General features: G+C 63.1%; 12 protein-coding genes. 2 read left to right on the top strand and 10 right to left on the bottom strand.

What is annotated here, in order from left to right; translation table 11 throughout:
* Positions 1 to 33: 33 nt before the first annotated feature.
* From JHL16_RS18580 to JHL16_RS18535, 10 genes are all read right to left on the bottom strand, one after another.
* Positions 34 to 456 (bottom strand): DUF5681 domain-containing protein, encoded by a 423-nt coding sequence (locus tag JHL16_RS18580; protein WP_200186345.1) that lies wholly within the window; start codon positions 454 to 456, stop codon positions 34 to 36.
* A 194-nt stretch (positions 457 to 650) separates the two neighbouring features.
* A complete protein-coding gene (gene speB / locus JHL16_RS18575; protein WP_210346062.1) occupies positions 651 to 1,565 on the bottom strand; it encodes an agmatinase in 915 nt (304 codons plus the stop codon).
* A 324-nt stretch (positions 1,566 to 1,889) separates the two neighbouring features.
* On the bottom strand, positions 1,890 to 3,518 hold the full coding sequence (locus tag JHL16_RS18570; protein ID WP_200186343.1) for a GMC family oxidoreductase: 1,629 nt from the start codon (positions 3,516 to 3,518) through the stop codon (positions 1,890 to 1,892).
* Positions 3,515 to 4,048, bottom strand: coding sequence for a gluconate 2-dehydrogenase subunit 3 family protein (locus JHL16_RS18565; protein WP_200186342.1), 534 nt, complete (start codon positions 4,046 to 4,048; stop codon positions 3,515 to 3,517). The genes JHL16_RS18570 and JHL16_RS18565 overlap by 4 nt, the downstream gene beginning before the upstream one ends.
* Positions 4,048 to 5,514, bottom strand: coding sequence for an aldehyde dehydrogenase family protein (locus JHL16_RS18560; protein ID WP_200186341.1), 1,467 nt, complete (start codon positions 5,512 to 5,514; stop codon positions 4,048 to 4,050). Before JHL16_RS18560 ends, JHL16_RS18565 begins: the two co-directional genes overlap by 1 nt.
* 11 nt (positions 5,515 to 5,525) lie before the next feature.
* Complete coding sequence (locus JHL16_RS18555) at positions 5,526 to 6,665, bottom strand: amidohydrolase/deacetylase family metallohydrolase (protein ID WP_200186340.1); 1,140 nt, start codon at positions 6,663 to 6,665, stop codon at positions 5,526 to 5,528.
* A 10-nt stretch (positions 6,666 to 6,675) separates the two neighbouring features.
* Entirely contained in the window at positions 6,676 to 7,701 is a 1,026-nt protein-coding gene (locus tag JHL16_RS18550; RefSeq protein ID WP_200186339.1) for an ABC transporter ATP-binding protein, read from the bottom strand.
* Positions 7,702 to 7,713: 12 nt separating this feature from the next.
* A complete protein-coding gene (locus tag JHL16_RS18545; RefSeq protein WP_246770972.1) occupies positions 7,714 to 9,603 on the bottom strand; it encodes an ABC transporter permease in 1,890 nt (629 codons plus the stop codon).
* A 65-nt stretch (positions 9,604 to 9,668) separates the two neighbouring features.
* Positions 9,669 to 10,970 carry an ABC transporter substrate-binding protein gene (locus JHL16_RS18540; RefSeq protein ID WP_200186337.1) on the bottom strand — a complete coding sequence of 434 codons (1,302 nt, stop codon included), beginning with the start codon at positions 10,968 to 10,970 and terminating at the stop codon, positions 9,669 to 9,671.
* A gap of 297 nt (positions 10,971 to 11,267) precedes the next feature.
* Positions 11,268 to 12,200 carry a MurR/RpiR family transcriptional regulator gene (locus JHL16_RS18535; protein ID WP_200186336.1) on the bottom strand — a complete coding sequence of 311 codons (933 nt, stop codon included), beginning with the start codon at positions 12,198 to 12,200 and terminating at the stop codon, positions 11,268 to 11,270.
* 107 nt (positions 12,201 to 12,307) lie between these two features.
* On the opposite strand from JHL16_RS18535, the gene JHL16_RS18530 reads away from it, so the two are divergent.
* Both JHL16_RS18530 and JHL16_RS18525 read left to right on the top strand, forming a co-directional pair.
* The gene (locus JHL16_RS18530; RefSeq protein WP_200186335.1) at positions 12,308 to 13,966 is read left to right on the top strand and encodes an AMP-binding protein; all 1,659 of its coding nucleotides are present in this window, start codon (positions 12,308 to 12,310) and stop codon (positions 13,964 to 13,966) included.
* Positions 13,967 to 13,983: 17 nt separating this feature from the next.
* On the top strand, positions 13,984 to 15,153 hold the full coding sequence (locus tag JHL16_RS18525) for an isovaleryl-CoA dehydrogenase (RefSeq protein ID WP_200186334.1): 1,170 nt from the start codon (positions 13,984 to 13,986) through the stop codon (positions 15,151 to 15,153).
* Positions 15,154 to 15,240 lie beyond the last annotated feature (87 nt).

The raw sequence follows: 15,240 nt of genomic DNA, 5'->3' as shown, positions 1-15,240 counted from the left end.
CCGCATGCGGGAGAGGGAAAGGATATTCAGTCACTATTTCGGCGGCACGGGATCGACGATCCTGAAGATCACCTCCCTCGGCTCCGAAGCGTCGGGTTCGAATGTGCCGAAGTCGTCCGTTCCGGATGCAGCATCTGTCTCGCTGTCGCTCACCATCTTGAGGAAGGCGGCCTGGGCGCGCAGGTCGCCTTTCGCCGCGGCGGCGATGAGCGATCTGATCACCGCGCGGGCGATTGGCATTGCGACGTCCCTGCCATCCTCATCGATGTCGATCAGGCGATAGGCTTCCTCGCTGACCAGCATGTCGAACGGCTTCTGTGGTTTTTCCTGTCGGGGCTTGTTCCGGCTGCCTTTGCGCCGTCCCGACGGATTGCCGGACTGGCCTTTCTGGAAACGCTTTCCAACTGGCGGCCGGCGATAGCCGATGCCCGGAGAGGAAGTTTTGTCGTCGCTCATCACACGCCTCCGAATTCTCTTCACTTCGTGGGCTTGTCTTGCCTATGAGTTCACGAAGTCAAGGCGGTGGCACGAAAGAGAAAGGGCTCCGCTGCTTTCAGGAGCGAAGCCCAAATCCCTGTAGATCCCTGCAGATCCGCTGCAAATCCCCTGCTGAGTCCGCTGCAAAAGAACAGCGGAACAACAGCGGAAGGTCAGGCCCGGCGCTTCACGCCCGGCAGCACGCAGAGCATCTCGAAGAGGAGATTGGCGCCGGTCAGCGCCGTGTTGCCGCTCGGATCGTAAGGCGGCGACACTTCGACGAGGTCGCCGCCGACGAGGTTGAGGCCGTAAGCGCCGCGGATGATCTCCAGGCCCTGGATGGTGGTGAGGCCGCCGATCTCCGGCGTGCCGGTGCCGGGCGCGAAGGCCGGGTCGAGGCTGTCGATGTCGTAGCTCAGATAGACCGGGCCATCGCCCATCTGCTTGCGCACTTCTTCCATCAGAGGGGTGAGCGACTTGTGCCAGCATTCCTCGGCCTGGACGACGCGGAAGCCCTGCTGGCGCGGCCAGTCGAAGTCATCGGCGGCGTAGCCCGTGGCCCTGAGGCCGATCTGGATGCAGCGCTTAGTGTCGAGCAGACTGTCCTCGACGGCGCGGCGGAACGGCGTGCCATGGGCGATCTTCTCGCCGAACATGTTCTCATTGATGTCGGCATGGGCATCGACATGGATGAGGCCGACGGGGCCGTATTTCTCGGCCATGGCGCGGAGGATCGGATAGGTCAGCGTATGGTCGCCGCCGAGCGTCAGAGGCTTACAGCCATTGGCAATGATGCCGCGATAGGCATCGGTGATGATGTCCATGCATTTCGGCAGGTTGAACGTGTCGATGGCGACATCGCCGATATCGGCCACCATCAGGCTGTCGAAGGGGGCGGCCCGCGTCGCCATGTTGTAGGGACGGATGAGGCAGGATTCGGCGCGGATCTGGCGCGGCCCGTAGCGCGTGCCGGCGCGGTTCGAGGCGCCGATATCCATGGGGATACCGACGAAGCAGGCATCGAGCCCCTCGGTGCCGACCTGTGTCGGCAGGCGCATCATGGTGGCCGGGCCACCGAAGCGCGGCATCTGATTGCCGCCCAAGGGCTGGTTCAATGTACGTGTCACTTTGGCACCTCTTTTAGGCTGGATTTCGGCCCACAGGTGACACGCCGGAGAGGCTTAGGCAAGAGCCCCCTACCAATATCCGCTACTGCAAAGGTTTTCCCTTCTCCCGCTTGCGGGAGAAGGTGGCCGAAGGCCGGATGAGGGTGTTTTCTCAGCTTCTATGATGCTGCAAGCACCGGGTGGCGTCGGGATTCCTGATGGGTTGTCGCAAAATTGAACCAACACCCTCATCCGCCCTTCGGGCACCTTCTCCCGCAGGCGGGAGAAGGGGGGATTTTCAGGCTGCTACGTCAGCTCCGCCGCCTTGGTCGTGCGCGTGAGCTCGGCAAAATTGTCACGGATATAAGCGGCCGAGCGCAATGCCAGCGCCGAGATGGTCGGCGTCGGGTTGACCACGCCGCCGGTCGCCAGCACGCTGCCGTCCATGATGAAGAGATTGGGCACGTCCCAGCTCTGATGCCATTTGTTGACGACCGAGGTCTCGGGATCGGCGCCCATCCGGCAGGTGCCGATCATGTGCCAGGCGGGCGTGCGGTAGACACCTTCCGCATCGCGATAGTCCTGCAGATGATATTCGAAGGCGCCCGCCGCCTTGAAGATGTCCTCGATGCGGTCGAGCATGTAGTTCATCATGCGCTTGTCGTTTTCACCCGGCGCATAATGCGTCTCGGCGGCCGGCACGCCGTCCTCGTCGGTCAGCGTCTTGTGCAGGCTCACGCGGTTGTTGGGATTGGGCAGGTCGTCACCAATGGCGAAGACCCCGATGCCATGGCCGAAATGGCGCTCGAACCATTTGTGATGGTCCTTGCCCCAGGGCGCCTTGGAGCTCGAGAACCAGCCGGCCGCGGTCTCGCCCGCCGAGCCGGTCGAGGTGATGCAGTTGAAGTTGAAGCCGTTGACGAAGCCGCGCGAGATGTCGGTCTCGGCGAATTCGCGCGAGATCATCGAAGCGACATAGCCGGTATGGCCGTCGACCGCCTCGTCGACGAACATCTCGCCCGCCACCAGCGTATGGTGGAGCAGGTTGCGGCCGACCTGGTCGGAGCTGTTGGCGAGATTGTCGGAAGCGAGCAGCATACGCGGCGTGCCGACGCCATTGGCGGCGACGAGCACGACACGCGCTTTCTGCATATGCGTGTGGCCGGTATTGCGGTCGATATAGAGCGCGCCTGTGGCGCGGCCGTCGGCACCCTTTTCGATCTTCAGCACGCGCGCATTGATGCGCAATTCGGTGCCGGCCTCGAGCGCCTTGGGAACGATCGACATCGAATATTTGCTCATCGAGCCGCGCGGGCAGCCGCTGCACGAGCCGCAGCCATTGCAGGCGGGACGGCCGTCATAGTCTTCCGAGATGACGCCGGCCTCGCATGGCCACCAATGCCAGCCGAGCCGGTCGAAGGCATCGCCAAGCCGCTTCGACACTTTCGACGGCGGCAAGGGGCCGGTGGGCGCAGGCGGGCGCGCCGGCATGGCGAGATCGCCATTGAGACCCGACACGCCGACCAGGCGGTCGGCTTCCTCATAGAAAGGCGCCAGGTCTTCGTAGCTCATCGGCCAATCGGGCTGCAGACCGTGCTCTGTGCCCTTGCGGAAATCGGACGGGCGGTAGCGCGGCCAGATCGCGCCATAGACATTGGTCGAGCCGCCGACGCCGTTCCACATCAGGATCTGCGACGAGTCCGACTTGACCGGATAGTCGTCGGGATGGCGCCTTTTGGCGACATCGGGATTCCAGATGGTGCGGCGCTGCCAGGCCCAGTCGGCATGGAGCTGGGGATGGTCCTTGGCTTCGACCCAGGAGCCCTGCTCGAGGCAGACGACATCGAGGCCGGCGCGGGAGAGGACGAGGGCTGCCAGCGAGCCGGTGGCGCCGGCGCCGATGATGAGGACGTCACAGACGCGTTGCGTGGTCATCTCTTGAGCCCCCAATTTTCGGTGCGGCTGGTGGCGAGATCGAGCGAGGAGATATCGATGCGTTTCACCCGGTCGGTCGGCACATAGGCGCCGCGCGCATGTTTCGGTCTGTCGCGCTCGATGTCGAAACGCTGGCGCGGATAGCCGCTTTTGTGCGGGCTCATCTGATAGGGCCGGCCCGACTGGCGGATCGCTTCGGCGACGATCGGGCTTTCATAATAGGCGAAGACCGCCGCGGAGCGGATGCGGTCGAAGAGATCGGGCTCCTGCGTCGCCAGTGCCTCGACGATGGCGCGGCGCTCAGCTTCGCTTTTGCCGGTGAAGGGGGCACCGGCGGCGAGGAGGGCTGCGGTGAGACGCAACACGTCCTTCTCGCCGTTCTCTTCCGCAAAGCGCAGCAGCATGATGCCCTGCACGCCGATGCTCGCGGCGGAGGGCCAGGTGTCATCGCCCGGTATCAATTCATCGGCCAGTTGGGCAAAAAGGGCCGCGAGCTCCCTGGGACTGGTCTGGGTCGCTTGGGCGGACATTATTTCGAGGCTCCGGATTTGTGGGTGATGGTGATCATCTTGAGCTCGGTCATGGCTTCGAGCGTATGCATGCCGCCGAGCCGGCCGATGCCGCTTTTGGTGCCGCTGCCACCGCCGAAGGGCAGGTGGATTTCCCAATAGGTGCTGCCGGCATTGATGTTGACGATGCCGGCGGGAATGGCTTTGGCAATCTCGATGCCTCGCGCGATGTCACGGGTGAAGATGCCGACGCTCAGTCCGTAATCGGTGTCGAGCGCGATCGACAGCGCCTCGTTCGCATCCTTGAAGGGGATCACCGGCACCACAGGGCCGAAGGTCTCCTCATGCGCGACGCGCATCTGCGGCGTGACGCCGGTCAGGATGGTCGGCTCGAAATAGAACTGACCACCAAGATCGGGCCGCGCTTTGCCGCCCGCCGCGGCGCGCGCCCCTTGGGCCACCGCGTCGTCGACATGTTCCTTCACCTTGGCCGCCACCTTGGCGTTGTTGAGCGGCCCCATGGTCGTGCCCTGGTGGAAGGGATCGCCCAGCACATGTTTCTTGGCGCGTTCGACCAGCATGTCGCCGAGCTTGTCGGCGATCGAGGCCTCGGCGAGAACGCGGCCCGTCGCGGCGCAGACCTGGCCGGCATTGAAGAAGGCGCCGCCCGCCGCGGCATCGGCCGCCAATTCGAGATCGGCATCGGCGAAGATGATCACCGGGCCGTTGCCGCCGAGCTCGAGCAGCAAGGGCTTGCCGGCGCCGCGCTCGGCGATGCGCCGGCCGGTGGCGGCGCTGCCGGTGAAGCCGATCGCCACGACATCGGGATGCGTCACGACCGCATCGCCGGCGGTGGCGCCTTCGCCGATCACCAGATTGACGACGCCCTTGGGCAGTCCCGCTTCCGCGATCACCGCCATCAATTCGGCGGCGACGAGCGATGTGGTCGGCGCCGGCACCCAGACGATGGTGTTGCCGGTGGCGATGCCGGGGGCGAGATATTCGACCGGGATATTGACTGGGAAGTTCCACGGCGTGATGACGCCATAGACGCCGCGGGCCTGGCGGATGGTCATGGCGAGCTTGGTCGGATCCTCGGTCGGCAGCGTCGAGCCGCCCATCTGCTTGACGAGCTCGGAAGCGAGACGGAAGCCGTCGGCGGCTTTCGTCACTTCACCTGTCGCCTCTTTGAGAATCTTGCCTTGCTCGAGCGACAGCGTGCGGGCGAGCCGGTCGCGATTGGCATCGATGGCCGACGCGATGGCGACGCACAAAGCGGCGCGCTGGAAAACCGGCACCTGCGCCCATGAACGGGCCGCTTTGGCGGCGGCGACGGCCTGGTTGACCTCTTCCGCGCTGGATTTGGGCAGGCTGGCAATGGCTTCCCCGGTCACGGGATTGATCGCCTTCATGGTCTCGCGTGCGGCGACCCATTCGCCGCCGATGAAGTTGCGCACCTGGCGCTGGTCCTGGCTTCTGTTGTCCATTTGATGTCCTCCTAGTTCGATGAAGGGCTTGCAACCGTCCGGCCATTGACGATCAGGCCCGCCGCAAAAAGCCGTTTGTCGGCGACGACCGTCTCGCCCCGCGAATCGGTGAGCGGGAAGGAGCCGTCGCGCAGCTCGAGAACGCTGGCATCGCCGGCCGAGCCGATCTTGAACGTGCCGAGATCGGGCCGCTTCAGCGCCTGCGCCGCATTTATGGTCGAGGCGGCGATGACCTCCTTCAGCGAGAAGCCGAGCTTCAGAAATTTCGACAGCGTCGTCACCTGGTCGAAGACCGGCCCGTCGAGATTGAGCGCATGAATGTCGGAGGAGATCGTGTCGGGGCGGAAGCCCTGCTTCAGCATCGCATAGGCGGTCTTCCAGCCGAAGGAGCCCATGCCATGGCCGACATCGAAGATGACGCCCCTCTGGCGCGCCGCCAGCACTTGCGGTTTCACCTTGCCGTCGGCCGTCACCGGCGCGTTGGGGAAGGGACGGCAGCAATGGGTTAGAATATCGCCGGGGCGCAGATGCTCGACAAGCTCTTCATAGGAAGGCGGCGGCTCGTCGATATGGGCCATCAAGGGCAGGCCGGTCTCGTCCGCCACCTGGAGCGCCACATGAAGCGGTGCGATACCGGCGGCGCCGCTCGCCTTGGCGCCGATCCTCACCTTGATGCCGATGATCACATCCTTGTTGGCATTGGCGACTTCGACCGCATCGCGAGCGCTCAACAGGCGCAGATCATGGCCTTCGCCCACCATGATATTGTGCGAGAAGGCATAGATGCCGGCGAAGGACACATGCAGATAGGCCAGAATGCGCACGTCGGAGCGTTCGATCACATGCTTGCGGAAACCGGGGAAATTGCCGGGGCCGGCGCTGCCGGTGTCGACGCAGGTCGCCACCGCGCTGGCGCGGCCGAAGGCATCAGGATCGACGCCGAGCGAAGTGCCGCCCCAATAAACATGGGTGTGGAGGTCGATGAGGCCGGGCGTCACGATGCGGCCCGACACGTCATAGCTCTCCTTGCCTTCGAGATCCTTGCCGATGGCGGCGACCTTGGCATCGGCGAAGGCGATGTCGGCGACGCGATCGAGATTCTGCGAAGGATCGAGCAGGCGGCCGTTCTTGAGGACGATATCGTATTGCATGGTCTCGTTTCTATTGTGGTTTGATGCGGTTGCCGCTTTGGGCGTCGAAGAAGCAGGCGGAACGGGGATCGGCGGTGAGTGTCAATTGCGCGCCGGGGGTGAGGCCGGAGGGATCGGCGCAGGCGCCCTTCACCATATGATCGCCCACCATCACTTCGAGGAAGTGGATGGGGCCGGCCGATTCGACGAAAGCCAGCTCGCCGGTGAGGCTGATGCCGTCGGCACGTCCAGCGGCAGCGGGGGAGAGGTCATGCGGGCGGATGCCGATGATCGTTCCACCATTGTCGTTGCGCCCGGCGAGGGCTGAGGGAAGGAAGTTCATCTGCGGACTGCCGATGAAGCTCGCCACGAACTGGTTGGCGGGCTCCTTGTAGACCGTCATCGGGGACGCGACCTGCTGGATGACGCCGTCCTTCATCACCGCGATCCGGTCGGAAAGCACCAGCGCCTCCTCCTGGTCATGGGTGACGAAGATCACCGTCATCTTCAATTCGCGCTGCAGGCGGCGGATCTCGGAGCGCATGCGCACCCGCAGGCTAGCATCGAGATTGGAGAGCGGCTCGTCCATCAAAAGCGCCGCCGGGTTGCGCACGATGGCGCGGCCGACCGCGACGCGCTGGCGCTGGCCGCCCGACAGCTCATTGGGCAACCGATCGAGCAGCGCCTCAAGGCCGAGCGTCTCGGCGGCCCAGTCGACCTGGCGGCGGATGAGGTCAGGCGTTACCTTCTGCTGGCGCAACGGGAAAGCGATATTGTCGCGCACTGCCATATGCGGATAAAGCGCGTAATCCTGGAAGACCAGCGCGATATTGCGCTCGCGCGGCGACAATTCCGTCATGTCCTGGCCATCGAAGGCGATGGTGCCGGTGTTGATGTCCTCGAGGCCGGAGATGCAATAGAGCAAGGTCGACTTGCCGCAGCCGGACGGGCCGAGGAAGGAAATGAACTCACCATCGGCGATCGAGAGGTCGAGCTGCTTCAGGATGTCGACCTTGCCGTAGCTCTTACCGATGCCGGAGAGGGTGATGGAAGCCATGTTTCCTGTGTCCTAACCTTTGACCGCGCCTGAGAGCGCGCCTTGCACCAGGTAGCGCTGGAAGAAGAAGGCTACCACGACCGGCGGAATGATCGAGAGCACGCTTGCGGCGAAGAGCGGGCCATATTCGTAGAATTGCGCCTGGTTCAGGAAACCCGAAATGACGACGGGAATGGTCTGCGCCTTGGGCGTCGAGGTGAGGATCAAAGCGAAGAGGAACTCGTTCCAGGACACGAGGAAGCAGAAGATGGCGGCGGCGATGACGCCCGGCCTGACCACCGGCAGCAGAACCTTGATCAGCATGGCGAAGCGCGAGCAGCCGTCGACGAGCGCGGCGCGGTCGAGACTTATCGGCACGCTTTCGAAGGTCGCCTTCATCATCCAGGCGCTCAATGGAAGAAGGAAGGACGAATAGGAGATGACGAGCGCCATGCGGGTGTCGAGCAGGCCCAGCGTCTTGAAGGTGATGAAGAAGGGCAGCACCAGGGTCAGGCCGGGGATCATGCGGGTCAGCATCAGCGCCCACAGCGAGCCGGCGAAGAAACGTTCCTTGGCGTGGCGCGCGAAGGCGTAGCCGGCAAGCGTGCCGAGCGCCACATTGATGACCGAGACGATGGCGCCGACGATGAAGCTGTTCATCAAGGACAGCGGCACACGCTTGGCCTGGGCGCTGGTGGTGTGGCCCTCGGCGGCGAGCACCGATATGAAGTTGTCGAAAGTGAGCGTCGTCGGGATGACGGTTGCCGGCGTGCGGATGAGATCGGCGGCGGGCGACAGGCTCATCAGGATGAGTGCCAGCACCGGCAGCACCGACCAGAGGAAGATCACGATGGCGACGAGGGCGAAGAGGGCGGGCGCCAGCACGCGGGTGACGCGGGCGGGCAGGAGGCTGTGCGGGCGATAGGCCGGCAGCGTCACCATGGCATTGCGCTGCGCCCGCTTGGCATGCCAGGCCATTTCCGAGGGTGTGGCTCCATCCATCATGTGCTCGGCGCTGCGGCGCTGGCGAAAGATGAAGAAGTAGATGATCGCCAAAGCGAGGCTCGCCAGCGTGAGGACATAGAGGATCGCCGCGCCCTCACCGAAGCGCAGGAACGAGAAGGATTGCAGATAGCCGAGCCAGGACAGGACCGTCGTGGCGGTTCCCGGTCCGCCGCGCGTCATGATGAGCAGGATGTCGAAGGTCATCAGGGCGTTGATGGTGGCGATGATGGCGATGAAGAGGTAGCTCGATTTGAGCCAGGGGAGCGTGATCGAGAAGAAGCGGCGGATGGGGCCGGCGCCGTCGAGGATCGCCGCCTTGTGCAGATTGCCGGGCATCGACTGGAGGCCGGACAGGATCATCAGCGCGGTGAGCGGTGCCTGGTTCCAGACATGGGTCAGCGCCACGAGGTTGAGGGCGCGGAAGCCGTCGCCGAGCCAGGCGGCGGTGAGAAAGCTGAGGCCCAGATCATTGAGAAGGCCGTTCAACAGGCCGAAGCTGCCGGCAAAGACGAAGGACCACAACACGCCGATCGCCACCGGCGCCATGGCCCAGGGCACCAGCACCGCGCTGCGCAACAGTCCGCGGCCGGGAAAGCGCTCATTGAGGACGAGAGCGATGATGGTGCCGAGAATGGTCGTGCCGGCGACGGAGATGACCGCAAAATAAGCGGTGCGGCCAAGCGCCCCCCAGAACTCGGCGTTGTCGAGGAGCTTGGCGTAGTTGCCCAGTCCCACAAACACCCAGCGCTTGGTGATGGGGTTGGTGGTGTTGAAGGAGAGATAGAGGCTGTAGAGCAGCGGCAGGCCCGCCACCAGGAAGACGATGAGCAAAGCGGGGGCGACCGCGCCATAGGAAAAGGCCGGTACGCGCCGCGTCTTGCGCCTGATGGTGACGGAGGTGTCGAGAGCCGTCGTCAATTTGTGCCCCGCAAAGACCATGAGAGGCCGGAGCCTATGAGGCTCCGGCCATGCTCATCTATGGATCACTGATACTGCTTCTGGAGCTCGGTCGCCTTGGCGCCGAGATCGGCGACCAGCTTGTCGATGGGCGAGCCGGAACGGAAGGTCTCCTGGGCCTGCTGCATCATGTAGAGATCCCATTCGGGGAACCAGATCGCCTTGCCGATCTTGCGAGCGGTGCCGTTCTCCACCTGCTTGCCCGAGATGGCAAGGTCGCGCCATTTGGAGAAGCTCTCGACCACTTCAGGGTCGCTCATCACTTCCTTGTAGGCGGAGCCGAGGCCGAATTCGAGCGCCCAGCGTTTGATCACATGATACTTGCCGTCCTTGGCCTTGCCGCCGAAGAACTGCAGCATGTTCCACACCCGATCGACATCGCTCGGCTGCGATCCCATCAGATAAGCGGCGGTCCACGCCATGGTCGAGTGGGTGGCGCCCGGCATCAGGGCGTTCTTCACCTTACCGGCGGCTTTCGATACGGCCGGGTCGTTGGTGACTTTCTGGTCGTAGTCATGCAACACCATGAAAGTGTGCCGGCCGGTGCAGTAGCTGGGCACGCCTTCGCCCGGCAGCGTCATGATGTCCTCGGCGACCAGCTTCTCCTGATAGAGCTTCTGGTGCACCTCGAGAACCTTGCGCAGAGCCGGCTCGTCGACGAAATTGCCGTCGGCGTCGAAGACCTTGGCGCCTTCCGAATACCAGCAAGAGAACAGGCTCCAGGATAGCTCGGCCCATTTCTGGCCCCAGGCCGAATTGTAAGGCGCATCCGAAATGCCGTCCTTCTTCAGCTTGCGGCAGGCTTCGAGCAACGCGTCCCAGCTCTCGGGCACGCCGATGCCGGCCTTGGAGAGATGTTCCTCATTGTAGATGAAGGAGTTGTGGCCGGCATAATAAGGCATGCCGGCGAGCTTGCCGTCATTGAGCGACAAGGATTCGATGCAGACCGGGAACATGCTGGCCTTGATTTCATCGACGCCGGCGAGGCCCTCGAGATCGCGGATCCATTCCGCCGCATGCCAGCGCGCGATGCGATCTTCCTCGGCATAGAGCATGTCGATCTTCTGGCCGCCGGTGAGCTTGGTCTCGGCGAGCGGATGATAATCGCCCGTCACCAGCTCATAGGTGACATTCTCATCATAGAGCTTGGAGAAGATCTTGACGTTCTCTTCGACGATCTGCGGCTGATACTGCCAGCCGACGAAGGTGATCGGCGTCGAAGGTGCTGCGAAAGCGCGTCCACCCAGCATCGTGCCGGCGGACAGTGCCGCGGCACCTTGCAGGACTCTGCGGCGGGACAAAAGATAGCGGTCGAGCGGCGATGTCATGGCAAGTTCCCTCCTCTGTTATTCGAGCGAGGTGTCTGGCTTCGGGCTCGACCGAACTCAGTCATGACGGACACGTGTTTGCGGCCGGCGCAAACCAAATCCAACGAACCCTCGACAGACGTGACGAATTCACCTCGCAGGATTTGTGTGTCTTGTTATGTGCGTGAGTATGCGCGCAATCCGAGTGAAGGCAATGAAATTTTCATTTTCTTGTCAAATCTGAAGATAAGCCTCAGAAAATTTGCATTTTGCCCCTGCAAATGATCCGGAAATAAAACTTTGGAGAAAATATCAGTTTCAGTCGCTCAAAGGCTGCGGCGTGTCCGTATCGGCGAAAGTGAGGACCTGCTGCTTGATGCGGCGTAATTTTTCGCGCGCCGCGCCGTTGCGATGGAGGGCGGAGCCGTAAGCCAGAATGTCGATGGCGATCATGAAGGCGTAACGCATCGAGGTCGGGCCCAATATGTCGCCGTCGTCGCGCGCCTTCACGCTGAGGGGCAGATCCACCGCCGCGGCGACCGGCGACTCGGCGCTGGTGAGGGCCAGCGTCGTCGCGCCATATTCGCGCGCTACGCCGATGGCGCGCAGCAGCTCCTGGTTGCGGCCGCTGAGCGAGATGCCGAGCACCACGTCGCCGCGCTCGACGGTGGCGGCGAGCATCATCTGCATCTGGTTGTCGGCGGAGGGCACGGTGCGCACGCCGAGGCGGAAGAAACGGTTCTGCACTTCGTCCACCAGCCAGGACGAGACGCCGCCGCTGCCGAAGGCATAAAGCGTGCGGCAGTTGCTGATCAGCTCGATGGCTTTTTCCGCGGCGACTAGATCGAAATGCTCGTGCGCATTGGCGATCGAATTCTGGGCCCGTTTCAGGACGCGTTCGGCCGCCTCGTTGAGCGCGGTGGCGGGTGTCGTCAATTCGAGATAACGCGGCCCGACCCGCATGGAGCCCATGATCTTGAGCTTCAGGTCGCGCAAGCCCTCGCAGTCGAGCGAACGGGCGAAACGGGTGATGGTGGGCGCCGAGACGCCCAACCAGCCGACCAGCTCCTCCACCGGCTTCTCGACGAAGCTGCGGGGCTCGCTGACGATCGCCTGGGCGATCTTGCGGTTGGTGCGTGACAAGGTCGGTTCGCGGTCGAGCACCACGGCGATGATGTCGGGCGAGGCCTGGCCGTTGCGCGGCGCTTGCGGCTTGCCCCGGTTCTGCGCGGTCGAAGAGAAGGACGCCATGATTTCAAGCTTGCGCCAGGTGGCAGGTCGGAGACAAGCTTAGACTTTCGGTCGCGCTGGTTGAAACTCGGCTCATATTCCTATTTGGTAACTTTATGAGAGGATCGATGGCCAGGCTGACACAAAGCTATGTGCACGGGGTCAGCGATATCCCGCTGATCGGCCAGACCGTCGGCGCGTTCTTCGACGCGGCGGCCCGGCGCTGGGCGAAAAGCGATGCCCTCATCGTGCGCCATCAGAAAGTGCGCTGGACCTATGCCGAGCTGAAGCGGAAGGTCGATGACTTCGCCGCGGGCCTCCTGGCGCTCGGATTCGTTCCCGGCGACCGGGTCGGCATCTGGTCGCCCAACAATGCCGAATGGGTGATCACCCAGCTCGCCACCGCCAAGGCCGGCCTGATCCTGGTCAATATCAACCCGGCCTATCGTCTCGCCGAGGCGGATTACGCGCTCAACAAGGTCGCCTGCAAGGCGCTCGTTACCGCCAGCCAGTTCAAGACCAGCGACTATGTCGGCATGCTCAACCAGCTCACAGCCGAAGGACGGCTGCCGCATCTTCAGACGATCATCCGGATCGGCGGCGCTGCATCCGGCATGCTGGGCTTCGACGATGTGCCGGGGCTCGCTGGCCCCGAGCATCACGAACGGCTCACCCAACTTGGCGAAGAGCTCCAGTTCGACGAACCGATCAATATCCAGTTCACCAGCGGCACCACCGGCTATCCGAAAGGCGCCACGCTCACCCATCACAATATCCTCAATAACGGCTTCTTCATCGGCGAGACGATGAAGCTCTCAGAGAAAGACCGCGTCTGCATCCCGGTGCCTCTGTATCATTGCTTCGGCATGGTGCTGGGCAATCTCGCCTGCATCACCCATGGCTCGGCCATGGTCTATCCGGGCGAAGGCTTCGATCCCCTGGCGGTGCTGGAAACCGTCGCTGAGGAGAAATGCACCGGGCTCTATGGCGTGCCGACGATGTTCATCGCCGAGCTCGGCCATGCCGACTTCAAGAAGTTTGATCTCTCGTCCCTGCGCACCGGCATCATGGCGGGGTCGCCCTGTCCGATCGAGGTGATGAAGCGGGTGGTGAGCGAGATGCATATGGAGGACGTCACCATCTGCTATGGCATGACGGAGACGAGCCCGGTGAGCTTCCAGACCTCGCCCGCCGACCCGCTCGAAAAACGCGTCGGCTCGGTCGGGCGCATTCATCCCCATGTCGAGGTCAAGATCGTCGATGCGGAGGGCCGTATCGTGCCGCCGGGCGAGACGGGCGAATTGTGCACGCGCGGCTATTCGGTGATGCGCGGCTATTGGGACGACGCCGAGAAGACCAGCGAGGCAATCGATGCCGCACGCTGGATGCATACCGGTGATCTCGCCAGGCTCGACGAAGAGGGCTATTGCAACATCGTCGGGCGCATCAAGGACATGGTGATCCGCGGCGGCGAGAACATCTATCCGCGCGAGATCGAGGAATTCCTCTACAGGCATCCGAAAGTGCAGGACGTGCAGGTGATCGGCGTGCCCGACCCGAAATATGGCGAGGAGCTCTGCGCCTGGATCAGGCTCAAGTCAGGTGCCGCCTGCACGGAAGAAGAGATACGTGGTTTCTGCCAGGGCCAGATCGCCCATTACAAGATCCCGCGTTATGTGAAATTCGTCGACGCCTTCCCGATGACGGTGACCGGCAAGATCCAGAAATATCTGATGCGCGAAGAGGCCCGCCGGGAGCTGGGCCTCGTGGAAGAGAAGACGGCATGATGGGAGTTGAGTGAGGCATGGCACAGAGCAATTTCGGCCTCGATTTCGACCTTGGCGAAACCGCCGAGATGATCCGCGACACGGTGTCGGTCTTCGCGCAGGCGGAGATCGCGCCCAGGGCGGCCGAGATCGACAAGAGCAATGAATTTCCGCGCGACCTGTGGCCGAGGATGGGCGAGCTCGGCCTCCATGGCATCACGGTCGAGGAGGAATTCGGTGGCTTGGGGCTCGGTTATCTCGATCATGCGGTGGCGGTCGAGGAAGTGAGCCGGGCCTCGGCCTCGGTGGCGCTCTCCTATGGCGCCCATTCCAATCTGTGCATCAACCAGATCCGCCGCAACGGCACCGATGACCAGAAACGGCGGTATTTGCCGAAGCTCATTTCGGGCGAGCATGTGGGGGCGCTTGCCATGTCGGAGCCGGGCTCGGGCTCGGACGTCGTCTCGATGCGCACCAAGGCCGAGAAAAAGGGCTCGAAATACATTCTCAACGGCAACAAGATGTGGATCACCAACGGTCCCATCGCCGACACGTTGTTCGTCTATGCCAAGACCGATCCTGCCGCCGGGGCCAAGGGCATCACCAGCTTCCTGATCGAAAAAGGCTTCAAAGGCTTCCGCACCGCGCAGAAGCTCGACAAGCTCGGCATGCGCGGCTCCGATACCGGTGAGCTCATCTTCGAGGACTGCGAAGTGCCGGAGGAGAATGTCGTCGGCGAGGTCAACAAGGGCGTGCGCGTCCTGATGTCGGGGCTCGATTATGAGCGCGCCGTGCTTGCCGCCGGCGCCGTCGGCATCATGCGCACCGCGCTCGATGTCGTGCTGCCTTATGTGCATGACCGCAAGCAGTTCGGCCAGCCGATCGGCACGTTCCAATTGGTGCAGGGCAAGCTCGCCGACATGTATGTGCTGATGAATGCGGCGCGCTCTTACGTCTATACGGTGTGCAAGGCCTGCGATCAGGGCCGTGTCACCCGCGAGGATGCGGCGGGCGCCATCCTCTTCGCCGCCGAGAAAGCAACACAAGTGGCGCTCGATTCGATCCAGCTTCTGGGCGGCAATGGCTATATCAACGACTTCCCGACCGGGCGGCTGCTGCGCGACGCCAAGCTCTATGAGATCGGCGCCGGCACCAGCGAAATCCGCCGCATGCTGATCGGGCGGGAATTGTTCGAGAAGTCGGTCTAGGGGATGAGGACTCGGATGAATCCATTGGCGCCGGCGGATTTCCCTCACCCTTGTGGGGAGGGATTAAGGGTGGGGGTCGGAAGATCT

The organism is Taklimakanibacter albus (assembly GCF_016595235.1).
Taxonomy (GTDB): domain Bacteria; phylum Pseudomonadota; class Alphaproteobacteria; order Rhizobiales; family Aestuariivirgaceae; genus Taklimakanibacter; species Taklimakanibacter albus.
The sequence above is the reverse complement of the archived record's forward strand: the minus strand, read 5'-3'. Positions and strand labels throughout refer to the sequence as shown.